This is a genomic window from Rhizobium sp. TH135, assembly GCF_002855515.1.
GTDB lineage: Bacteria > Pseudomonadota > Alphaproteobacteria > Rhizobiales > Rhizobiaceae > Allorhizobium.
Window position 1 is genome coordinate 53493 of record NZ_PKRP01000009.1, and the last position, 22017, is coordinate 75509.

24 protein-coding genes and 1 pseudogene are annotated in these 22017 nt (G+C 59.3%); 14 read left to right on the forward strand and 11 right to left on the reverse strand.

The features are described 5' to 3' along the window. Nucleotides 1–15: 15 nt before the first annotated feature. From C0V73_RS23175 to C0V73_RS22190, 3 genes are all read left to right on the forward strand, one after another. Nucleotides 16–366, forward strand: a complete 351-nt coding sequence (locus C0V73_RS23175; protein ID WP_245408073.1) for a hypothetical protein — start codon at nucleotides 16–18, stop codon at nucleotides 364–366. A gap of 178 nt (nucleotides 367–544) precedes the next feature. After that, a complete protein-coding gene (locus tag C0V73_RS23180; RefSeq protein ID WP_348627206.1) occupies nucleotides 545–955 on the forward strand; it encodes a hypothetical protein in 411 nt (136 codons plus the stop codon). Between the two features lie 9 nt (nucleotides 956–964). Next, a complete protein-coding gene (locus tag C0V73_RS22190; RefSeq protein WP_102022287.1) occupies nucleotides 965–1387 on the forward strand; it encodes a hypothetical protein in 423 nt (140 codons plus the stop codon). A 26-nt stretch (nucleotides 1388–1413) separates the two neighbouring features. Here C0V73_RS22190 and C0V73_RS22195 read toward each other — a convergent pair whose 3' ends face one another. After that, nucleotides 1414–1695, reverse strand: coding sequence for a hypothetical protein (locus C0V73_RS22195; protein ID WP_102022196.1), 282 nt, complete (start codon nucleotides 1693–1695; stop codon nucleotides 1414–1416). A 535-nt stretch (nucleotides 1696–2230) separates the two neighbouring features. After that, nucleotides 2231–2704, reverse strand: coding sequence for an Rrf2 family transcriptional regulator (locus tag C0V73_RS22200; protein ID WP_102022288.1), 474 nt, complete (start codon nucleotides 2702–2704; stop codon nucleotides 2231–2233). 164 nt (nucleotides 2705–2868) lie between these two features. Between C0V73_RS22200 and cydD the strand changes: the two genes are divergently transcribed. From cydD to C0V73_RS22250, 10 genes are all read left to right on the forward strand, one after another. Beyond that, nucleotides 2869–4482 (forward strand): thiol reductant ABC exporter subunit CydD, encoded by a 1614-nt coding sequence (cydD, locus tag C0V73_RS22205; RefSeq protein ID WP_210200181.1) that lies wholly within the window; start codon nucleotides 2869–2871, stop codon nucleotides 4480–4482. Then, nucleotides 4479–6149: an ATP-binding cassette domain-containing protein gene (locus tag C0V73_RS22210; protein WP_102022198.1), complete on the forward strand. Its 1671-nt coding sequence runs from the start codon at nucleotides 4479–4481 to the stop codon at nucleotides 6147–6149. Before cydD ends, C0V73_RS22210 begins: the two co-directional genes overlap by 4 nt. 95 nt (nucleotides 6150–6244) lie before the next feature. After that, nucleotides 6245–7855, forward strand: a complete 1611-nt coding sequence (locus C0V73_RS22215; RefSeq protein WP_102022199.1) for a cytochrome ubiquinol oxidase subunit I — start codon at nucleotides 6245–6247, stop codon at nucleotides 7853–7855. A gap of 5 nt (nucleotides 7856–7860) precedes the next feature. Next, complete coding sequence (gene cydB, locus C0V73_RS22220; protein ID WP_102022200.1) at nucleotides 7861–9024, forward strand: cytochrome d ubiquinol oxidase subunit II; 1164 nt, start codon at nucleotides 7861–7863, stop codon at nucleotides 9022–9024. Nucleotides 9025–9108: 84 nt separating this feature from the next. Beyond that, nucleotides 9109–9639, forward strand: a complete 531-nt coding sequence (locus tag C0V73_RS22225) for a DUF2202 domain-containing protein (protein WP_102022289.1) — start codon at nucleotides 9109–9111, stop codon at nucleotides 9637–9639. Nucleotides 9640–9682: 43 nt separating this feature from the next. Then, nucleotides 9683–9799 carry a cytochrome bd-I oxidase subunit CydX gene (gene cydX, locus C0V73_RS22230; protein WP_102022201.1) on the forward strand — a complete coding sequence of 39 codons (117 nt, stop codon included), beginning with the start codon at nucleotides 9683–9685 and terminating at the stop codon, nucleotides 9797–9799. A 105-nt stretch (nucleotides 9800–9904) separates the two neighbouring features. Next, nucleotides 9905–10882 (forward strand): SLAC1 anion channel family protein, encoded by a 978-nt coding sequence (locus C0V73_RS22235; protein ID WP_102022202.1) that lies wholly within the window; start codon nucleotides 9905–9907, stop codon nucleotides 10880–10882. Between the two features lie 167 nt (nucleotides 10883–11049). Continuing rightward, nucleotides 11050–12393 carry an FAD/NAD(P)-binding oxidoreductase gene (locus C0V73_RS22240; RefSeq protein ID WP_102022203.1) on the forward strand — a complete coding sequence of 448 codons (1344 nt, stop codon included), beginning with the start codon at nucleotides 11050–11052 and terminating at the stop codon, nucleotides 12391–12393. 10 nt (nucleotides 12394–12403) lie between these two features. Next, nucleotides 12404–12763, forward strand: a complete 360-nt coding sequence (locus C0V73_RS22245; RefSeq protein ID WP_102022204.1) for a DUF5368 domain-containing protein — start codon at nucleotides 12404–12406, stop codon at nucleotides 12761–12763. Between the two features lie 25 nt (nucleotides 12764–12788). After that, nucleotides 12789–13400, forward strand: coding sequence for a class I SAM-dependent methyltransferase (locus C0V73_RS22250; RefSeq protein WP_102022205.1), 612 nt, complete (start codon nucleotides 12789–12791; stop codon nucleotides 13398–13400). Between the two features lie 34 nt (nucleotides 13401–13434). Here C0V73_RS22250 and C0V73_RS22255 read toward each other — a convergent pair whose 3' ends face one another. The 5 genes and pseudogenes from C0V73_RS22255 to C0V73_RS22275 form a co-directional block, all read right to left on the reverse strand. Further along, the gene (locus C0V73_RS22255) at nucleotides 13435–13992 is read right to left on the reverse strand and encodes a CIA30 family protein (RefSeq protein ID WP_102022206.1); all 558 of its coding nucleotides are present in this window, start codon (nucleotides 13990–13992) and stop codon (nucleotides 13435–13437) included. 44 nt (nucleotides 13993–14036) lie between these two features. After that, entirely contained in the window at nucleotides 14037–14660 is a 624-nt protein-coding gene (locus C0V73_RS22260) for a class I SAM-dependent methyltransferase (protein ID WP_102022207.1), read from the reverse strand. A 14-nt stretch (nucleotides 14661–14674) separates the two neighbouring features. Continuing rightward, nucleotides 14675–15466: a sulfite exporter TauE/SafE family protein gene (locus C0V73_RS22265; RefSeq protein ID WP_102022208.1), complete on the reverse strand. Its 792-nt coding sequence runs from the start codon at nucleotides 15464–15466 to the stop codon at nucleotides 14675–14677. Continuing rightward, nucleotides 15463–16332: pseudogene (locus C0V73_RS22270) on the reverse strand (MBL fold metallo-hydrolase); the annotation flags it as partial. The gene C0V73_RS22265 and the pseudogene C0V73_RS22270, both read right to left, overlap by 4 nt. Before the next feature lie 141 nt (nucleotides 16333–16473). After that, on the reverse strand, nucleotides 16474–17193 hold the full coding sequence (locus C0V73_RS22275; protein ID WP_102022209.1) for a peroxiredoxin: 720 nt from the start codon (nucleotides 17191–17193) through the stop codon (nucleotides 16474–16476). A gap of 127 nt (nucleotides 17194–17320) precedes the next feature. On the opposite strand from C0V73_RS22275, the gene C0V73_RS22280 reads away from it, so the two are divergent. After that, nucleotides 17321–18232 (forward strand): hydrogen peroxide-inducible genes activator, encoded by a 912-nt coding sequence (locus C0V73_RS22280; RefSeq protein ID WP_102022210.1) that lies wholly within the window; start codon nucleotides 17321–17323, stop codon nucleotides 18230–18232. An 8-nt stretch (nucleotides 18233–18240) separates the two neighbouring features. Here C0V73_RS22280 and dsbG read toward each other — a convergent pair whose 3' ends face one another. The 4 genes from dsbG to C0V73_RS22300 form a co-directional block, all read right to left on the reverse strand. After that, nucleotides 18241–19035 (reverse strand): thiol:disulfide interchange protein DsbG, encoded by a 795-nt coding sequence (dsbG, locus tag C0V73_RS22285; protein ID WP_102022211.1) that lies wholly within the window; start codon nucleotides 19033–19035, stop codon nucleotides 18241–18243. 45 nt (nucleotides 19036–19080) lie between these two features. Further along, entirely contained in the window at nucleotides 19081–19824 is a 744-nt protein-coding gene (locus C0V73_RS22290; protein WP_102022212.1) for a L,D-transpeptidase, read from the reverse strand. Between the two features lie 105 nt (nucleotides 19825–19929). After that, complete coding sequence (locus C0V73_RS22295; RefSeq protein WP_245408074.1) at nucleotides 19930–21297, reverse strand: ATP-binding protein; 1368 nt, start codon at nucleotides 21295–21297, stop codon at nucleotides 19930–19932. Then, complete coding sequence (locus C0V73_RS22300; protein WP_102022214.1) at nucleotides 21294–21953, reverse strand: response regulator transcription factor; 660 nt, start codon at nucleotides 21951–21953, stop codon at nucleotides 21294–21296. Before C0V73_RS22300 ends, C0V73_RS22295 begins: the two co-directional genes overlap by 4 nt. Nucleotides 21954–22017 lie beyond the last annotated feature (64 nt).

Sequence of the window (22017 nt, forward strand, 5' to 3'; positions counted from 1 at the left end):
GATCCCTTGGCTGGCTTGCTGCTTGCCATCTCCCTCTCGATCGCCCTCATAATCCCGGCGCAGAGACTCTGGTGGATCCACGCGCTACTTGCGGCCTTCCTTCTCATCCTGTCGCTGGCTTTCCACGAAAAGCGTCACTTGTCCTTCGACAGCTACCTGGTCGGGCTCTTCGCCTTCGCCGCGGTTTCTCGGGACATTCCCAATCAGCCACTGCTCTATCGCATCGGCATTTCCTGGTTTGCGTGCTTCGCGTTGATTTCGGCCGTCATCTACGCTGCAGGCGAACGCATCCAAGACAGGACTCCGCTCGAAGAACCTTTTTCAGAGCCGGCAATTTCAGCAGCATTGATCAAGAGGGACACCTGATATGAAACCAGTGTTTTTTGCCGTAGCCGGTCTCGCGGCTCTTGCCATCTCTCCAGCATCTGCCAAGGCCGAGGATGCCTCATGGGGTTGCCAGATTCTCTTGTGCGCAGCCTCACAAAGCCCCTCCTGGCGTGGCGTCCCCTACTGCGTTCCCCCGATGAAAAGGCTCATATCAGCTATGGCGAAGCCCGGCTTCTCCTGGCCGATCTGCCATGAAGCAAAAGCCGGAAAACCGGGCTATGAACCTTACGAGGAATGCCCTGCCGGCATGACCGCCGTTTCCTCCCGCACCGATGGGGATCGGTCGTTCTTGGGACGAGACGACAAGGATCAGTGCACGAAGACCGTCAACCAGTGCAGCAACCGTGCCGCCTTCCGTACCCAATTTGGTGACAAGCGCGAAAACGAGCGCAAGGGTGTCACGATCCGGCAGATCAACCAGAACAACGACAATGATGTCTTCAACCGAGACAATGGCTGCATGGTGCAGATCACTCAGCCCCGCCCTCGCCGCGCGGATCCTTATTATTTCGACATTCCGAACGATAAGGGCGTCAAGCAGCGCGCTTGGTTCAACCTGAATGACTGAGTGGATGACATGAACAGCAACATTCTCATCGTAGCAGCCGCAGGTATCGGCATTCTCGCCGGTGCTGGAGGTACTTATCTCATCATGCCGGAGCCAGAGCCGGTTGTTCGGGCCCCTACTGATGCGGAGATCGCGGCCCTTATCGCAGCCAATCCCTCCCTAATTCCCGAACCTCCGGCCCCTGTGCTTGAAATACCGACAGAAGAGGAAGCCCTAGCCGCATACCGCAAGGCTTATGCCCGCAATCCTCTGAGGACCGGCCGCGGTGAAGCCGATGTAACCCTTGCTTTGGGAGAGTGTGACGAGAACGCCAGCGGTCCAGGCGTATCATGCGTTGCGGCCATCAAGAGGAATCCGAACGCAGCTCCTCTCGATCGCGTCATTCGATTTGCCAAGTCTGCATCCGGCGAATGGGTTGCCACCAACTACTGATTTCAGGGCCAGATGCCTGTTGATCATCAATGCCCCGATAGTGAGATGGAGCCTGAAAGAAGAAGCTCCATTTCCTCAGGGTTTAGGCTCCCCTTAGAGGCAATTAGGTACCCCGCTACGTAAAGTAGCTTCTGATCTCTCTCATCCTGATCTGACGGCGCGTGCCTGATGATTTCCATACGTGCATTCGCTTCTTGATCCATGTCAGCGCCGCCCTCGCCGTTGACGGCTGCCAGGTAGACGGCTCGGTGACGTTCGACCTTCACGGACAATGGCTCGTTGGGTTGCAGCTCAAGCTTTTCTGTCATCTTTCCCTCTCCACAAGCGCACGCGATCACTCCTTGGCCTCCCGAAATCGAAGGGAGGGCAGGAGCCTCGCTCCTGCTCCCGAGCTCGTGCGGAACAGCTGGAGAGAGGGGGACAAGCGCTAAACCGGAGGGGGATCACCCACCCGGAGGGCCGAGACGGATTTCATGGAAATGCGACCGGTGCTGCAGGCCGCAAGCCGAAGCATGGGGAGACCGGTTTAGTGCTTGTGGGGGAGAGAGGACAGAGCGCCTTTCTCCCCTGTCAGTGCGTTGAATAAATTCGCCTTTCGGTCCCTTACTGGACGTTCTAACTAAACTAAATTATTTATCTGCCTCGGTTATCCTCCGGCATGCATGCGACGTAAAGCCGGGTCGACGGTACGGTTTGAGGCCGCTCAATAGTGACTACCTGGAATTTGTTGGTCGCAGGTCTACTTCCGTCAACCGCAAACGATAGCCAACCTTGTGGCGCCAGTTGCGGGCCGCGAAAGGTTTTACGGACGTTCGCGTGCGGTCGACGGTGGGAGCGGCGCCTTTAGGTCACAACAGATTCAGTACATGCACTGCCGAGGCTGTCTCTGACCGAAAGCAACTCGTCCAGGCCGCAGTTGCCTTTGGTCAGATCGGCAAGCGTGACCATGTCCAACTCGTGGTAAAACGCTTCCACGGCTCGCGACACGAAATTGCGCAGCCGACATGAGGCGGTTAGGGGACAGGTATTCGTGTCAGGCGAGAAGCACTCCGCGAAGGGCACACCTGCCTCGAAGACCCTGAAAACCTCGCCTATCGAAATCTTAGCCGGCGCGCGGGCCAAGCGAAGCCCGCCGTTGCGGCCGCGGATCGTCTCGACAAAACCATGGGCCTGCAGAGCCCCGACGACTAGCAGAAGATGATTGAGAGAGGCATTACAGGCATCGGCAATCTCAACACTGCGCAGCGTTCTACCGTCGTTGACCGCGCAAGCCATAAGCACACGTGCTGCCAAATTGGTTTTGGTGGTGAGCCGCATCTGTGCCATTTCCTCGGGAGTTACATTCCGAAAGTATACAGCGCCCATTTGCGGTCCTTGATTTAGATCACAGTCGGAGAGCAAAACCTGCTTTAAGTCGCATCTGAGATTAAAGTTTGAGTGCTTTCATGGCCCCTCCTTCCCGACGAACTTCCGACATCTCTGTGTTTCTCAGCCCTGGCCATGACCGAGGACGTCGTGCTGCTAGTCTCTCGGTGCTGTCGGGGTTGATCTGGCCTCTGCAGGCAGCCGTGGTCGCCTGGGCTATCGGGGATCTATTGGCTGGCGACGCGTCATCGCCGCTTGTTGCCGCATTAGGCTTTGCCGGGCTTGGCTTTCTCCGTGCCGTGCTGGGATACTTGGCGGATTTGAATGCCCAAGCAGCCGCAGAAGCCGTTATCGCAAAAGTGCGGGTGGAGTTGGTCGCGACTGAGGCAAGCCGCGCCAATGACAGCACATTCGGCGGCGCAGGCAGCATTGCTGCGTTGGCGAGCGAGAAGCTCGAACTGCTGGGCCCTTACGTCTCCCGTTATGGCCCGGCCCGGGCAAGGGTGATGGTGTTGCCGCTGGTCATTCTGGTGCTGGCGTTCTGGCACTCTTGGGCAGTTGGTATTGTGCTTCTGATTTCCGGGCCATTGATCCCTTTGTTCATGGCTCTGGTTGGAATGGCTGCTAAACAGGCCAGTGCCCGCCAAATGGTCGAAATTGGGACGTTGAACGATTTCCTCGTGGAGCGGCTGTCTGCCTTGGTCGACATTCGCCTGCTAGGTGCCGGCCCTAAAGTGCTGGAGGGCTTTTCGAAGCAGGCGGGCGACCTGCGGCGGCGCACGGTCGCCGTGCTCGGGGTGGCTTTCCTCTCCTCAACTGTTCTCGAACTGTTTGCGGCCATCGGCGTTGCCATGGTGGCCGTCTATGTCGGCTTCTCGCTTCTGGGAGAGTTGCAGTTCGGTGCCTGGGGAGCGCCTCTGACGCCGCAAGCCGGGATATTCCTGCTTCTACTGGCGCCAGAATTCTATCAGCCGCTGCGTGATCTATCCGTGGCATGGCATGACAAGCAGGCGGCCATGGCAGTGACGGACGAATTTGCAGCCTATTTTTCCGAGCCGCATTCAAAGCTTCCAGGTGCGGGCGCCGCTGCAGTGCGACTGCCCGGACCTGCGCGTGTGGCCTTGCATGGCTGCTGCACGCCGGCAGGCAAACAGCTCCCCGACATCGCAATCGCCGAGGGAGAACGTGTCGCGCTCGTGGGACGCAGTGGCTCGGGCAAGACCAGCGCTCTGCGCCTGATGGCGGGTCTGGAATTACCAAGGGATGGATCTGTCATCGTCGCAGGTCAGCCATTGACGGCCGAAAACGCCGACAGTTGGCGCGCGCGGTTGGGCTGGATGCCGCAGGCGCCGCATTTTCTGGGCGGCAGCTTGCGCCAGAACCTCACACTCGGGCGCGGCGGCGACGTGAGCGCTGCTCTTGAAACCGCTGCAATAGCCGAAGTCGTCGAGGCCTTGCCACAGGGGCTCAGGACCCGGCTCGGAGAAACAGGCGCTGGCCTTTCCGGTGGTGAAGCTCGCCGGCTGACGCTTGCCCGGGCGATCCATGGGCGACCTGACCTGCTTCTGGTAGACGAGCCGACGGCGGATCTGGATGCGGAGACGGCTCGCATGGTCATTGAAGGACTTCTGGCGCAGGCGGCGCTGGGTGCGACCCTGGTCATCGCGACCCACGACAGGGCCTTGGCTGCTCGCATGGATCGAGTCATCGACCTGGGAGATGCGATGTGAAGGCGCTCTGGACTATCTTCCGGCTTATCCTGGTGGCCCAGCGGACGGCCATGCTGCGCGGTGCCGCCCTCAGCCTTGCCGTGATCGTCATGGGCGTTACCCTTCTGGGGCTTTCGGGCTGGTTTATTACGGCAGCCGCGGCCGCAGGTCTGGCGGGAGCAGGGGCGGTGTTCGACGTGTTTCGTCCCTCGGCCATGGTTCGCTTCCTCGCGCTTGGTCGGGCCGCTGCGCGCTACGGTGAGCGAATGCTGACCCATGATGCTACCTTGCGTGCTTTGGAAACACTTCGGCTCAGACTTCTCGCTGGCCTTCTGACCAGCAGCTACAATCGCATGATCCGGATGCGGGGCGCTCAGACGCTCAACAGGCTGACCGCTGATATCGACGCGCTTGATGGGGTCGCGCTGCGATTGGTTCTTCCGCTGCTTGCGGGTGTCTCGGCTCAGATCGTGGCGCTCGTCGCGCTGTGGTTTCTCGTCTCGCCTCTGGTCGCTCTGTGGGTTTTTGTCGGCTACATGCTCGGCGCGGGATTAGCCTTCGGATGGGGCGCAGGCGCGACGACGCGAATGTCACGCCGGGCCGAACTCGCCGCTCAGGCTTTCCGTTCGCGTTTGATCGACATGATCCGGGCCCGCAGTGATCTTGCGGTCTACGGCTTCTTGGATTCACAGAGGCGCGCTGTCGAGGATGCCGAGTTTCGACGCCTGCAGCATCGCTGGCGGCTGGATGCAGCCGAGCGCCGTGCGGGCGCCCTATTGGCTGCCGTGACGTCCGTCGTTGCGGGTGGTTCGCTTGGGATCGGCATGGTGCTGGTTCAGTCGGGGGAGATTGAGCCTGCCTTCGCAGCCCTCGGTTTCTTTGCCGCCCTTGCCCTTTCGGAGACCCTTGTACCTTTGCGCCGTGCCGCCGCAGATTTCGGTCGTATGGCCGACGCCGCCCGCCGGGTTGGCGGCGATCTGGCCCGGCCCGCTTTATCGGATGCTGACGAGGTGCCGGGATTTGACAGCCCACCTTTGCGCCTGGAGCGCCTTGTCCTCCATCGCCCCGGTGGAACGGAGCGTCTCATGCGGGAAACGTCGTTTTCTGTGGCGCGCGGTGAGACCGTGGCGATCACCGGGGTCAGCGGGACGGGAAAATCGACTTTGCTTCTGGCAATTGCCGGTCTCCATCCCGTAGCGGCCGGCGAGATCGTCTTGGGTGGGCGAGCAATTGCCGATTGGCCGGAGACCGTCCTTCGTCGCCACGTCACCCTATTGCCCCAGCGCAGCAGCCTTATGGCAGGGACTTTCGCCGAGGCGCTGGAGCTTGCAGGGCCGGTCGCGGAAGCTCGTTTGTGGGACGTCCTAGCAGCGACGCAGCTCGATCACATCGTGCAAGAGCGCGGCGGGCTCTCAGCCCGCATCGGCCCGCGGGGAGATGGCCTATCCGGTGGGGAAGCCCGCCGCCTCGTCCTAGCGCGGGCATTGTTGCGATCTCCGCGCGTCCTGCTGCTGGATGAGCCGACAGAAGGGCTCGACGACGCCACTGCCTATGCTGTTCTTCTGGGTATCCGGCGTATCCTACCGGATGCGGCCATTTTGATTGCTGCGCATCGGCGGATCGAGACCGAATTCGCGGGGCGGATCGTGGCTTTAGAAAAAAGTCATATCAAGAATACTGGTTATTGATCTGAATCAAAGCTCCCGGGCGCGAATTACGCGATACATATACGAACTCGAATATGTATCGCGGGCCATTCGCCCTCACCACTGGAGCCAAATCTATGGAATTCGGTATCGTCGAGCTGTCACGGCTGCAGTTTGCCATGACCGCCATGTATCACTTCCTCTTCGTGCCGCTGACCTTGGGCCTTTCGATCCTGGTCGCGATCATGGAGACGGTCTATGTCATGACCAATCGCCCCATCTGGCGACAGATGACCAAGTTCTGGGGCACCCTGTTCGGGATCAATTTTGTTCTCGGCGTCGCGACCGGCATCACGATGGAGTTTCAGTTCGGCATGAACTGGAGCTACTACAGCCATTATGTCGGCGATATCTTCGGTGCTCCGCTCGCCATCGAAGGGCTTATGGCTTTCTTCCTCGAAGCGACCTTCGTCGGGTTGTTCTTCTTCGGCTGGGACAAGTTGAGCAAGGTTGCGCATCTGACGGTGGCCTGGCTGGTCGCTATCGGTTCAAACTTCTCGGCCTTGTGGATCCTGATCGCCAATGGCTGGATGCAGAACCCGGTGGGTGCGGAGTTCAACCCGCAGACCATGCGCATGGAAATGACCGATTTCTTCGCGGTGCTGTTCAATGAGGTTGCACAGGCGAAGTTCGTCCATACCGTCTCTGCGGGCTATGTCACGGCTGCGGTCTTCGTGATCGGCGTGTCTGCCTGGTATCTCTTGAAGGAGCGTCACGTCGAACTGGCCCGTCGGTCAATCACCGTGGCTGCTGCCTTCGGTCTGGCTTCGGCATTTTCAGTTGTGCTGCTCGGAGACGAATCCGGTTATTCGGCCACCCACAGCCAGAAAATGAAGCTGGCTGCCATCGAGGCCATGTGGGAAACCCACGAGGCCCCGGCACCGTTTAATCTGGTCGGCTTCCCCGACCAAGATGCGCGCGAAACCCACTATGCGATCGAAATACCGTGGGCGATGGGCCTGATCGGTACGCGGTCGCTGACGACGGAAATCCCTGGCATCAATGATCTTGTGGCTCAGGCTGAAACCCGCATTCGCAGTGGCATCATCGCCTATGACGCACTGATGCATATCCGCGAGAAGCGCGATGCAGCCGATCCGGCCATCAAGGCGACGTTTGAAAGTCATTCCGCCGATCTGGGCTTCGCATTCCTCTTGAAGAAATATGTCGAGGATCCAAGGCAGGCGACGGAAGAGCAGATCGTTGCTGCCTCCAATGACACCGTGCCGACCGTTTGGCCGCTGTTTTGGGCCTTCCGGATCATGGTCGGGCTCGGCTTCGGCTTCATCGCCACCATGGCCTATTTCTTTTACCGCGCCTCGTTCAAGGGCATGAACTATCCGCGTCCGGCCCTCTGGCTCGCGGTCATCATGATCCCGGCCCCCTGGATCGCAGCCGAGATGGGGTGGTTCGTCGCCGAATTCGGTCGCCAGCCCTGGACGGTTGACGGAGTGCTGCCGACAGCCATGTCCGTCAGTGCCCTTTCGATCACCGAGGTCGCGCTGACCTTGGCCGGGTTTATCACCTTCTACACGATCCTCTTCGTCATCGAGATGGGGCTGATGCTCAAATACATCCGCAAGGGCCCGTTCCAGGATGTACCAGAAACCGATGCCTGGGTTGTGCGTCACAATGAACGGCTTGCTGGCCGGCACAATGCCGACGCCATAGCCATGCCAGCGGAGTAATCGCCATGATCCTGCATGAATTGCTGAGTTACGAAATTCTGCGTGTCCTCTGGTGGGGGCTGCTCGGGGTGTTGCTCATCGGGTTTGCCTTGACAGACGGGTTCGATATGGGCGTCGGAGCTTTACTGCCCTTCGTTGGACAGACCGATCTTGAGCGTCGCGTGGCAATCAATACGGTAGGCCCCGTGTGGGAGGGTAACCAGGTCTGGTTCATCCTCGGCGGCGGTGCGATCTTTGCTGCCTGGCCGCCGCTCTATGCCGTAAGCTTCTCGGGCTTCTACCTCGCCATGTTCGTGGTGTTGGCGGCCTTCATCGTTCGTCCGGTGGCATTCAAATACCGCTCGAAACGGGATGACCCGCGCTGGCGCACCGCCTGGGACTGGGCGCTCTTTGCTTCTGGCGCCGTACCTGCCCTCCTGTTCGGCGTCGCCGTTGGCAACGTGATCCAGGGCGTACCGTTTCATTTCACCGATGACCTGCATTCGATCTATGAAGGCGCTTGGTACTTGAAGTTCACCGGCCTTCTCGATCCGTTCTCGATCCTGGCCGGCGTGGTGTCGCTGTCAATGCTCATCATGCATGGGGGAGCCTGGCTGACGCTGAAGGCTGATGGTGTGGTGCAGAGCCGTGCCCGCACCATCGGCTCCGTCGCGGCACTCGTTGCGGTCGCGGCCTATGCTCTGGCGGGCCTTTGGATGGCGGTGGGCATTGAGGGCTATCGTATTGTCGGCGACTACTTGACGGGTGGCCCATCCAATCCGCTGCATTTCGAGGTTGAGAAGACGGCGACATGGCTGACGGCCTATGCAGATCGTCCGTGGATCGCGGTGGCGCCTGTCATGGGCATCTTGGGTGGTGTGCTGACCTTCCTCGGCCTGCGCGCAGGCCGGGAAGTCTCCACGCTGCTGTTCTCGAAGATGGCGATCCTCGGCGTGATTTCTTCCGTTGGCCTGACGATGTTCCCTTTCATCATGCCTTCCTCGTCCGACCCGCAATCGTCGCTGACGGTGTGGAATAGCTCTTCGTCCCATCTGACGCTGTTCATCATGCTGGTGGTGACCGTGATCTTCATGCCGCTGATCCTGATGTACACGGCCTGGGTCTACAAGGTTCTGTGGGGCAAGGTCACCGAAGCCGACGTCACCGACAACTCGCACTCGGTCTACTAACGGGCGGTCCCTTCGCCCCAGGAACAAAGGCTGCACCGGGCCATAATGTTCGGTCAGCCAGCCCAACCAGATAGGATTGAATCGATGAAACGACCTCTTTCGCTTTGCACTGTGGCCACTCTGGCCGGATTGGCCGCGGGCCCGGCGCTGGCCGCTCCACTGCCAGAGGCCGCCCAGACGGCGGTGTTGCGCGCCCTTGACGACGAATACCACGCCGAGGCCGTCTATGCCGCAACACTCGCCGCATTTGGCGATGTGCGGCCATTCTCGAATATTATCAAGGCCGAGCGCAAGCATCAGGCTGCCCTGCTGGATCTGATGAAAACCTATGACATGGTCGCGCCCGCCAACGGGTACCTCACGGGTGACAAACCGCTTGAGGCACTGCCCGCTACCTTGCAAGAGGTTTGCGCAGTTGGCGTTGCCGCCGAAATTGAGAATGCTCGCTTGTATGACGAAGACCTGCTTCCTGCGGTGATGCGTTATCCTGACATAACACGCGTGTTTACCGCTTTGCGGGATGCCTCGATTAACAACCACCTTCCGGCGTTTCAGCGCTGCGCCGCCGGAGGCGGGCAGGGCAAAGGCAAAGGGAATGGTCAGTCCAAAGGCTGATCCCGGATCGGCCGACAGGTCGCGAATTAGAAAGGACTGAAAAATGTGGTACTTCGCCTGGATCCTCGGTCTCCCACTGGCGGCCATCTTTGCGGTTATGAACGCGATGTGGCTGGAGATGAAGGAAGATGAAAAGAGACTGAACGACAACGGTTCGTGATCTGCCACTCGGACTGATTTCATCTGATCTGATGGCATTATGGCCAGGCGTGATTACTCGTTCGTCTGGTCGTTTCATCTCCACACTCAGTAACGGACAGAAGCAATGACGACTGCAGACACTCACCCAGTCGCAACAATTCGGCTTGCGCATTACCCTGTCACGTTCTTCGCCGTGGGGATGGGTATGATGGGGCTCACGCTGGCCATCCGGGCGGCCGAACACGCCTACGCATTTAGCAATCTGGCCTCCAGGGGAGCCTTAACACTATCGGTGGTCATGCTAGTTGCAGTAGCGATTGGCTACTCCGCCAAGGTCTTCAATCACTTTGCCGAAGTGAAGGCAGAGTGGAATCATCCCGTGCGGATAGCCTTCTTCCCAGCAATATCGATTTCGTTGCTGTTGTTGTCAGCCGGGCTGTTTGATCTAGTGCCAGGGGTTGCACACATTGTCTGGCTTTCGGCCACTGCCATACAAGGTATTCTGGCGCTGTCGGTGATCGGCGCCTGGATCGGTCATCGTCCCTTCCAACAAGGGCAGTTGACGCCGGCATGGTTCATCCCGGCCGTTGGCAATGTCATCGTGCCGCTGGCAGGTGCCAGGCTCGGTTACATGGAGGTGTCCTGGCTGTTCTTCTCTGGCGGACTCATCTTCTGGCTGGTGCTCCTGACATTGGTCATGAACCGCCTTATGTTTCACGATCCTTTGCCGGGCCGTATGGTGCCGACGCTGATGATCCTGGTTGCGCCGCCCGCCGTGGCCTTCACTGCATGGTTGCGGTTGACGGGAGAGGTTGGCAATTTCGGACACTTCCTCCTCTCTGTGGCCTATGTCTTTGCGCTGCTCGTTTTGACGCAGTGGCCGAAGTTTCGGACCATGCCTTTCGCGCTTTCCTGGTGGGCACTTTCCTTTCCTCTCGCGGCCTTGTCGATCGCAAGCTTTGGCTATGCCGAAGCTGCAAGCTCGGCGGCCCATCGCTACATAGGGACGGGTCTTCTGGTGCTCCTGATGGCCATCGTCGTCGGGCTGATCGTGCGTACGGCACTTGCAATGCGGGCCGGTGCGATCTGCGTGCCTGAGTGAAACATCGCTTCCGAGTTCGACGATACTAACAAGCTGCTCGGTAACCGCTGAGTGTCGCCGGGCTCGCAATTTGCAACACATATGGTTTTATGAATGCGTTTGATCTTTATCAAATGGCGGCTGGCAAACTTGTGGCAAAGATACGGCAATTCTCGGAGGAGAACACCATGAAACTAACAGATTTACAGACTTCCCGTCGCGCCTTGCTCGGCTTCGGTGTGGCGGGCTTGGCTGCTGCAACAGTTGGCCTTCCGGCGCGCGCTGCCCGGATTGCGACGAAAGCCCGCATTGTCATCATTGGGGCGGGGGCTGCAGGCACCGCTCTCGCCAACCATCTGGTGGCACGGCTCGATGGTGCCCAGATCACGATCGTCGATGCGCGCGCCGAGCATCTCTATCAGCCCGGTCTATCGCTGGTGGCTGCGGGTTTGAAGCCTGCTAGCTATACACTGTCAAAAACCACCGATTGGCTGCCGGACGGTATTGCCCTGATCGCTGAGCACGCGGGTCAGATCGACCCGGTCGCGAAAACCGTTGCAACCACGGGCGGGCAGATCCTGCCTTACGATTTTCTGGTCGTCGCACCCGGGCTCGTGCTGGACCATGATGCCATCGAGGGTTTCTCACTGGATCTCGTCGGCCAGAACGGTATCGGCGCATTGTATGCAGGACCTGAATATGCGGCTCGAACATGGCAGGCAGCGTCGGAGTTCACCGAGAAAGGCGGCATCGGTCTGTTCACGCGGCCAGCCACGGAGATGAAATGCGCGGGCGCACCGCTCAAACACACGTTTCTGATCGAGGATATTGCCAGCCGCGGCGGTGCGGCCGGAAAATATGAGATGCACTACGCCGCTCCGCAGCAGGCTCTATTCTCCGTGCCGATCGTGCATGAAAAAGTGCGCATGTTGTTTGAAGAGCGCGGAATCGCCTCACATTTCGGTCACAGGCTGAAATCCATCGAGCCAGGTACGAAACGCGCGACCTTCGTGGAAACGAAACTCGACCCCATCACCAAGGTTGAAATGCAGTCTGAAGTCGAGATGCCTTACGACTATCTGCATGTGATCCCGCCGCAGCGGGCGCCTGATGTCATTCGGCAGTCCGGTCTGTCCTGGGCGGACAAATGGACCGATCAGGGTTGGGTCGAGGTCGACATGCAAACCCTGCGTCATCTGCGCTATCCCGAGATCTTTGCCCTGGGCGATGTGGCCGGTGTGCCGAAGGGAAAAACGGCTGCCTCGGTCAAGTGGATGGTGCCTGTCGTCGAAGACCATCTGGTCGCGGCCATAGAGGGGCGCGAGGGCACTGCGGTCTATGACGGATATACCTCTTGCCCCCTGATCACCCGGGTGGGTCGCGCCATGCTGGTCGAGTTCGACTACCACAACAATCTGGTCCCCTCGTTTCCGGGCGTCATAGCACCGCTGGAGGAGCTATGGATCAGCTGGCTCATGAAAGAGGTGGCCCTCAAGGCGACCTATAATGCAATGCTGCGCGGCAAGGCCTGAGGAGGACGCCATGAAAGAACTGACATTCGAAACCCTCATCGCCGTGTTCGAAGAGATCTTCAGCCCCGGCCTGTTCTGGGCCATGGTCGTCGCCGCGATCGTCGTGACACTGGCTTATCTATATGTCCTGATCCGCGATCGATCGATGTCGATGCGCAAGTTCCTGCTGGCGCAACTCGCCATGCCCTTTGGTGCAGTTGCGGCCGTCGTCTTCGTGCAATCTGTGACAAATTCTCATCTGCGCGACATCGGTGGGCCTGTCGACATTATCGTGCTGTTGGGTGTGGCCGCCATGGGGGCTGTGGGAGCGGCGATCCTGGTCTATACTGCCCAGTCTCTGTTCTTCAGAACGAAGAGCCTGAGCCAGTGAAGCCGGGCTGGAGCCAGTATCTTTGATGAATGACGCAGAGCAGAGGCGCTGGAATAGTCGCTTCGATACCGACGACTATGTGTTTGGTGAGGCCCCCAACGCGTTTCTGCGGACCCATGCTCCCGCCCCTAACAGAGGGCGGGCGCTATGCGTTGCAGACGGCGAGGGCCGCAATGGCGTATGGTTGGCGGAACAAGGCTGGCAGGTCGTATCACTGGATTTCTCGGCTGTCGCCCAGCGCAAAGCCGAAGGGCTGGCGATCCGTCGCGGTGTATCAATCGAATTGGTGCATGCGGATGTTCACGCGTGGCAGTATCCGGTGGCCGCGTATGACCTGGTGGTGGATATCTTCAGCCAGTTCAGCTCGCCTGATCAACGGGCCCGGAAATGGGCCGCCATGAAAACGGCTCTAAGACCTGGAGGTCATCTCGTAGTTCAGGGATACACACCCGAACAATTGCGTCATCGAACCGGTGGGCCAAGTGATCCGGCGCAGCTTTATACGCGAGAAATGCTGCTGTCCGCCTTTGGACACTTTGAAATCCTTCACTTAGTCGCAGAAGAAGTCCTCCTTGACGAGGGATCAGGGCATAGCGGGCCGTCCGCTGTTATCGGACTCGTAGCCCGTAAAGGCTGACCGACTTAGGGTTCCCCCGCAATGGTGCGTTGGTTTAGTAGAAGCCGATTTCGCGGGCGCTGATATCCGCATCGTGGTTGCGACCGTAAGCGGCTATCGCGATCGATGTCAGGCTACTTGCGCGGGGAACGTTGCGCAAGATCGGTCCAGACGCTTTGAACTCAGTAAGGGGAAGTCGCACCTCGGTCCAAGTCCGCGTAACATCAAATCCGGCCTGATAGAATTGCCAGGGCAAGATCGTGCCTCCTGTGCGCAGGTGCACGAAGTACCTCTGATCGTTTCCACGGACCAGCAAGCGTATTCCGATCGTGTTTTCTGGTGCTGCATCCTGCGACTTCATGCGGATCTGAATGAAGCCGCCATTGTTGGCGGTGCTAACGTTACCGGTCATGCGCGCATGCGCATGTCCTTCTTCGTTTTCGAATTGCACCTGCCCCGATGATTTTCCGCCCATCACGGTGTCTGCGAAAAAGCGCCAGCGCGTTTCGGGTTGCAGCTTGAAATCGTCGATCAACATGTCGCTCGCCAGCGCCGGTGTGTAAGCCGACAGTATCAAGGTGATCACTGTCGCAAGTCCAATTTTGAAACGCATCTGGTTGTCCTATATCCTCTCGGGGGGTGACGCGAAGTCAAATCTCACGTCTCAGGCTTACGCGCGACGATGTAGGGGTTTTGCGAATACTTGCCGAAGATCCGCTCGTCCGTGATCTCAAAACCAGCATCTATGATCGAGTGCCGAAGCTCGGGGATGCTGTGTTGCCTGACCGCAGGAAATAGGCCTACGAACTGCAGCGCACGAAACAGAAGACGAAACTTGAACTTCAGGTCGGCGAAACACCAGGTTTTTGAGATAAGCAGACCGCCAGGTTTTAGATTGGCGAATATCTGCGCCAAGGTGGCTGGTTGATCTTCCACCAGATGCAGAACGTTGAAGGCGCAGATGACGTCGAACGGACCACCATCATAGGCATTCTCAGCGTCCGCAATCTTGAAGGTCAGGTTGGCGCCCGCAGGTTTGTCCTGAGCGATCTTGATCATCTCAGCCGAGAAATCTGTCGCTGTCCAGTGTGACACATGGGGCGCAAGCCGGATTGCCGTGCCGCCGGTACCACAGCCGAGCTCAAGGACGTGATCTCCGGGTTTGAGACGTGACGCGACATCGCCGATCATGGCGTCATAGGCCACCACGTCTTTGAGCGGGCGCGCTGCATAGCGCCCGGCGATTCGGTTCCAGAATTTCTGCTGCTTAGACAAAGACATTTCCAAACCTTTCATCAGAGCGGCAGGATCGCAGCGCTGCTTTTGTACAGGACATAAAATGCGACGACGATGATCAGCACAGCGAAGATCCGGTTGAGGAGGTTTCGCTTTGTCGACAGACGAGTTGCCAGCAGCATGCCGCCGACGCCGCCGATCACGCCGCCACCGATAAACTCGGCCGCGATCGCCCAGTCGATCAGGCCCGAGGCTGCGTAGTTGATCGCAGTGGCGAGGCCGAAGGTGCCAACGGCGAGAAGCGACGACCCGACCGCGTTGATCATCGGCATGCCGGTCGCGAGCATCAGGCCCGGCACGATCAGGAACCCTCCGCCAATTCCGAAGAAGCCGGATGCTGCTCCTGCCGCTATGGCAACAGCCGCCGTTTTCCAGCATGTCAGGCCATCTGTCTTGACGACGTCTGACGCTATGGTCCTCCGGGGCCGGAGCATCAGGGCTGCAACGACCAGCATCAGCAGGCCAAACAGGAAAAGCAGCTTGTGCCCGTCGAATGCTTTCCCGAGTGTTGAGCCGGCGAGTGCGCCTACCGTCCCGGTGGCGGCAAAAACAAAGGCGCAACGCCACCAGACATGCCCTTTGCGAGCATGACCGATGAGGTTGACATAGGCATTGATCGAAACGGCCAGAGCGCCGGTGCCGATTGCGATATGTGGCTGTGAGATGCCGACTACATAAAGCAACAGAGGTGTCGCCAGAATGGAGCCTCCGCCGCCGATCAGTCCAAGCGTGAAGCCTACCAGCCCGCCCGAACCGACAGCCGTCAGAGCCTGGGTGACGAGGTCGTTCATTCCCAAGGAGCTCCTGCAAGCGCGTCGAGCGGGATCTTCAGATAGCGCTTGCCGTTTCCTTCCGGTTCCGGGAGGCGTCCTCCACGGATGTTGACCTGAAGCGCATGCAGGATCAGCTTCGGCATGGGCAGTGTCTTGTCGCGAGCCTCGCGCAGCTCCACGAAGGACGCCTCGACCTTGCCGGCGATATGCGGATTGCTGCGCTTCTGGTCGGCGACCGTGCTTTCCCAGAGAGGTTTGCGCCCGTCGGGCTGATAATCGTGACCGGTGAACAGACGCGTGTCATCCGGCAGCGACAGGATTTCCTCGATCGAGGCCCAGAGCCGCTTTGCGCTGCCGCCGGGAAAATCCGCGCGCGCCGTGCCGCTGTCCGGCATAAACAGCGTATCATGCACAAAGGCGGCGTCGCCGATCACATAGGTGATCGAGGCGAGCGTGTGACCAGGTGAGAAGAGGACGCGGCCCTTGAGATCACCCACCGAGAAGGTGTCGCCTGCCTCAAACAGCCGGTCCCACTGCGAGCCATCGGTTTGCAGATCCGGCCAGTTGTAGATTTCCTTCCAGAGCTTTTGTACCTCAACGACACGCGCGCCGATCGCGGTCGGCGCGCCAGTCTTTTCCTTCAGATACCGAGCGGCGGAAAAGTGGTCTGCATGGGGATGGGTGTCGAGGATCCACTCGACGCTGAGGCGCTTCTCCCTGATGTAATCCAGGATCGCATCGGCATTGCGAGTCGCGGTTGCGCCCGACTTTTCGTCATAGTCGAGCACCGGGTCTATGATTGCACACTTCCGTGTCGCAGGATCACTGACGACATATTGGATGCTGAACGTTCGCTCGTCGAAGAAGCCTTTTACATCGGGCTTTGCAGTCATGTTGGGTACCCTCGTTAATCTCAGTCGTTGGGCGTTGCGGTTTGTTCTCGCGGTCTGACCGACGCGCCTAAGTGGGCGCGTAGGTCGATCGGCTGTCGGCACCGTCTAGGATGCAGGATCGCTGAGGGGGGCTCAGGCAAGTTCCTTCACGGTGAAGTACCAGTCTGTGGTCTCCAGACCTTCCGCGAGCCGCGTCTCCACTTCAGCCATCGTCTTTGGCGAGCCGACAATGACCTTGTCGCCCGGTTGCCAGGCCTCCGGTGTGGCGACGCCGTGGGTGAGGCTTGTCTGCAGGGCTCTGACCAGGCGAAGAACTTCGGGAACGCTGCGGCCGTTGGTCATCGGGTAGTAGATCATGGCCCGCAAGATGCCCTTGTCATCGATGATGAAGGTGGCGCGCACGGCCGAAGTGTCAGATGCGCCGGGATGGATCATGCCGTACGCGGTTGCCACCTTCATCGACAGGTCCTCGATGATCGGGAAGGTGATCTCGACCCCAAACTTCTCCTTGATGTTCTGCACCCACGCGAGATGCGAATAGATGCTGTCGATTGAGAGGCCGAGCAGTTCGCAATTGATCGCCTTGAATTCTGCCGAAGCGTTGGCGAAGCCGATGAACTCGGTCGTGCAAACCGGGGTGAAGTCCGCCGGATGGGAAAAGAGTACGAGCCACTTGCCCTTGTAGTCAGCAAGGCGGCGATCGCCATGAGTGGTCTTCGCGGAAAAGTCCGGCGCTGGCTCGTTGATCCGCGGCATAGTGGCGCCTACGGCGGGTGTCGGCATGACTGTGGCCGGCAATACGGAGGCTGTTTGTGGGGCGGTGCTGCTGACGGCGCTATCGGAGCAACTCATGAGACTGGTCCTTGTGTGGCTCGCTTTCGTGCGAGGCGTGTTTCTGTTTTGACCACCAATACATATGTCTATATATATGTATTCTGGAAACGAATAAAAGCGGACACACTCATCGGAAAAATCGATCATGAAACCCGCACCTAATCTCCGACATCTGGGCTATCTGCTCGCCCTTGCTGAGCACCTCAACTTCAGTCGGGCGGCCGATTCCTGCCTGGTGACGCAATCCACGCTGAGTGCAGGCATTCGTGAACTTGAGACGCTGATCGGCGGGCAGCTTGCCGAGCGAACGAAACGCCAGGTCATGTTGACCCCTCTCGGTCGTTTGGTTTGTGATAAGGCGCGGATGATGTTGCAGTTGAGCGACGAGCTCGTGGATCTCGGTCACGTTCGTCCAGATATGCTCGCAGGTAGGCTGGAAATCGGTGTGATCCCGACTGTTGGACCATTTTTGCTGCCGCGATTGATGCCCGCACTTCGTCGGCGCTATCCCGAACTCGAACTGGGCTGGCGCGAAGACAAGACCGCTCCTCTCATGGAGCGATTGAGAGCGGGGCAACTGGATGCGCTGCTCATGGCTTTTCCGCACGCGGTAAACGGCCTGGAAACCATGGTCTTGTTCGAGGACGTCTACCACTTCGTCTGCCATGCCGACCACCCGCTTGCCACGGCGGAGTCGGTCGACGTTGAAGACTTGCCGCAACTGGACTTGTTGTTGCTGGAAAAGGAACATTGCCTTCATGCACACGCCATTCCGCTGTTGACGGCAGCCGCTGGTGGCGCGCGCAGCAGCTTTTCGGCGACAAGCCTGCACACTCTTGTCGCCATGGTTGGCGAGGGGCAGGGCGCTACGCTTCTGCCGACCATAGCGATAGAGGCTGGATTGCATGAAGCGCATTCGAGCGTGGTGGTGCCCATTGCAGGGCAAACCCAAGCTCGCCAGATCGGACTTGTTTGGCGTGGGCAATCACCGCGCGCATCCGCAATCCAGGAACTAGGGCTTTATCTGCGAGGCCAACTGATACCCAAACAGTGCTGAGCGTCCGATCATTTCGGTCCAAGAAAAGCGCCCATCTGAGCTTCGCTCGGCATCCCGGCGAAGGTATCGATCTTACCTTCCTCGGTCTTGAAGACGATTGCCGGCGTGCCGCCGAAACCGAGCTCGGTCATTAAGGTGGCGTTGCGATCAAGCTTTGCGGCCGTGTCGCCATCGATCGTGTCTAGCGGGTGAATGCCGCCATCGGCATGTTTGCGCTCGTTCTCCGTCAGTGCTTCTTCCGGCGACTTCGCTTGAAGAATGGCGGCGGCCTTGGCGGGGGAATCCTGGCGGATCACGCCGACCATCACGTGACGCAACTGAACTTTGCCGCTTTCAATCCAGGGCCGAGCGGCCAGCCAGAAGCGATTGCAATAGGGGCAATTGGGGTCGGTGAAGGTATAGACGATGCGACGTGCATCGGGATCGCCATCCTGAACCCAGGTTGCGGCCTCGAGTTTGGTCCAAGCGGCTTCGCTCAAGCGCTGTTCGACCATCCTCTTGAGCTGATCTTCCGCCATATCCTGCCCATAGGCATCGACAAGCGTTCCGACGACCACGTGTTGATTATCGGGTGTCAGATAGATCGCCAGAGGCTGCGCTCCGGCTTTGGCGGCGAAGGCTCTGAGACCACCCGGAACCTGCATCTCGCCGAGAATGCGAATGCCCTGCTGCTCGATGGTCTTAAGGATCTCGGGATAGGCCTTGTCTTCAGCTTCAGCACCCGTCGCCATGACGACGCCCAGCAGAAGCGCCAGGGGGACTGCCGGAAATTGTATGGGACGTTGACGTGATCTCAACAGCATGATGCGATCCTTTGATTGTCTGATTTCTTTTTGTGGGTAGGGAGATCAGGCCCCTGCGGGGCCAAGAACGACGATATTGGCGCCTGTCGGAACCTGGCTGTAGAGGTCGATGACGTCCTGGTTCAGCATCCGGATGCAGCCGGATGACGCAGCCGTTCCGATCGTCCAGGGTTCGTTGGTCCCGTGGATGCGATAAAGCGTGTCCTTGCCATCCTTGACGAGATACAGGGCCCGCGCCCCAAGTGGATTTCTGTCACCGCCGTCCATGCCATGGGCCCATTTGCCATAACGAGCGGGGTCACGCTTGAGCATGTCGGGCGTGGGCGTCCAGCGGGGCCATTGGCGCTTGAAGCCGATGTGAGCGGTTCCGGAAAACTCAAAGCCGGCCTTGCCGACGCCCACGCCATAGCGGACAGCTTTTCCCTTCTCCTTGATCAAATAGAGAAAGCGATTTTGGGGATCCACGACGATGGTGCCGGGTGGATGCTCGGTCTTGTAGTCCACGATCTGCTTCAGAAACTGCTGGCCGATCCGTTGTGTATCGACAGCGGGGACTGGGAAGGGTTCGTTTCCACGCGCCTTGTAACGCTCAAGGCCGGATGAGCGTGGTTCAGGTGCTGGCGGTTGAAAGGCATGCGGAGCAATGGTGCGGGTCGTCGGCGCGGTGGCGGCGCAGGAAATGAGGCCGATTGAAACCAGACCCAGAGCGACCAATGTCTTCAGGCACCGGATGTGGGTGCAGCTACGGTAAACGGCAGATACGGGGCAAGGTGAGAAGGGTGCGGACATGTCGAGCGATAAGCTCCTCGTGAGGTTTACCTCGCCCCGCTTCTCTCTCTCACCTTAAGGCTGGCTTAAGGCTCACCTTTGTCCCGTGGCATGGAGAGCGATCGCTCACGCTTCTGAACCTGGCAGCTCCAGACAAACGCAGAAACCCGTCTGCCTATGGAATGAAATCCGACCACCAAGCTTTGTCAGGGCCATCTCAACAATCGAAAGGCCGAGGCCGCTTCCGAGCGCGTTTGCGCTGCTACCGCGCTGGAAGCGGGCCATGAGGCGCTGCTCGTCTTTCTCATCGATGCCGGTTCCGGAATCGCACACGGCGATCGTGGTGCCTGTTACGGTCTGCGTGCCGATGATCCGGACGGATGAATTGCGCGGCGCATGTTGCAGGGCGTTTTCGATTACATTGCGCAAGGCCAGCCGCAAAAGTGTCTTCCCTGGCACGCTGATCACCAGGTCCTCGGCTATGTCGCTCTCAACCGTGATTTCCCTCGACGAAACGAGTGCCGCCATTTCGCCGCGCAGCTCTTCGACCATAGCTTTGACTGCCACTGCTTCTGATGCCGAAGACTTGTCCAGTGAATCAACGGCTGCCAGGTCTATAAGCTGGCGAACGAGGCGCCCGGTCCGGTCGACGCTGAGCGAGATCTGGTTGAGGGCATTGGCACGGACCTCATCGCTATCGCTGCGAAGGGCGACCTGGGCCTGGGTCTTCAAACCGGATAGCGGCGTCTTCAGCTCGTGGGCCGCGTAGGCGATGAAGGTCTTTTCCCGCTCGCGTGCCTCCTCCACGCGTTGGAACAGGGCGTTAAGAGAGCCGAGTAGAGGCCTGATCTCTCGTGGTGCTCCGCTATCGTCGACGGGGTGGAGTTCGTCGGCTGAGCGCAGCGACAAGGCGTCGGCGACTTGCCGGAGAGGGGATAGACCGCGCCCGACACTCAGCCAGATCAGGCCGGCGAGCATGGGCAGGATCGCCAGGGCAGGAACGAGCTGGCCCGTGATGACGTCACCGACCAACTTTTCGCGGATCTCGATACTATCGCCGACTAGGACCCTCACACCAAGCTCGGGATTGACGACAGCGTAGACACGCCAGCGCTCGCCGTTGACGAGCTTTTCGGCGAATCCGCTTTCGTGATCGGCGAGCGACGTACTGGGCGCGCTCTCCGACCGGCTGACAAGGTCACCTTGAAGGGACCAGATCTGACAGGACAATTGTCGGCTATAGTCTCCGTCATGCAGGCCGAAGCCTTCGGGAATGCCTGCCGCCTGCGCCGCGTCGACGGCTGCTGCGACGTCGATGTGGTGGTCGGTGATCAGCGAGCTTACCATGCGCGCCGCTTCCGTCAGGCGCGCGTCGAGAACCCGCTCGACTTCACGCTGCGTGCTGAGATAGGTCCAAAGCACGGCAAGCAGCCATACGGCACCCGTTGCCGCAAGCAGGATGAGAAAAAGCCGGAGCCGGATCGATCGCATCATGCTTTCCCCATGCGGTAGCCGACGCCGCGCACGGTTTCGATCGAGGCGGCACCCAATTTGTGGCGCAGCTTGTGCACGTGTACCTCGATCGTGTTGCTCTCAATCTCTTCCTGCCAGCCATAAAGCCTTGTTTCCAAGCTCTGCTTGGAGTGGACCATGGTCGGATTTTCCATCAATGCTAGCAGGACGGCAAATTCCCGCCGCGACAGGCCAGTGATTTCTCCATTTTTCTGAACCTCCATGCTCGCCGGGTCGAGGGTTAATTCTTCCCAGGTGAGCTTGGGTGTGGCGCGTCCCTCGGCACGCCGGGTGATGGCGCGCAGCCGCGCCGCCACTTCGTCGAGGTCGAAGGGTTTGCCGAGATAGTCGTCGGCGCCGGCGTCGAGACCATCAATGCGATCGGTCACGGCATCCTTGGCCGTCAACAGAAGTACGGGGGTGCGGTTACTGGCGGCGCGCATCGTACGAAGCAGATCCAGCCCAGATCCATCCGGCAACATGCGGTCGAGCACGATGGCATCAAAGGCATCGTTTTCGATCGCTGCCCGAGCATCGGAAAGCGTGCTGACTGTGTCTGCCGAAAAGCCGGCGAGGCCAAGCCCCACCTTCAACCCGTCGAGCAGGATCGCGTCGTCTTCGATGACAAGAATACGCATCACACCTCCGTGAGAAAAATGTCGTTTCACGCCATGGCCTGCCCAGCTTAAGCCTGCCTTAAGC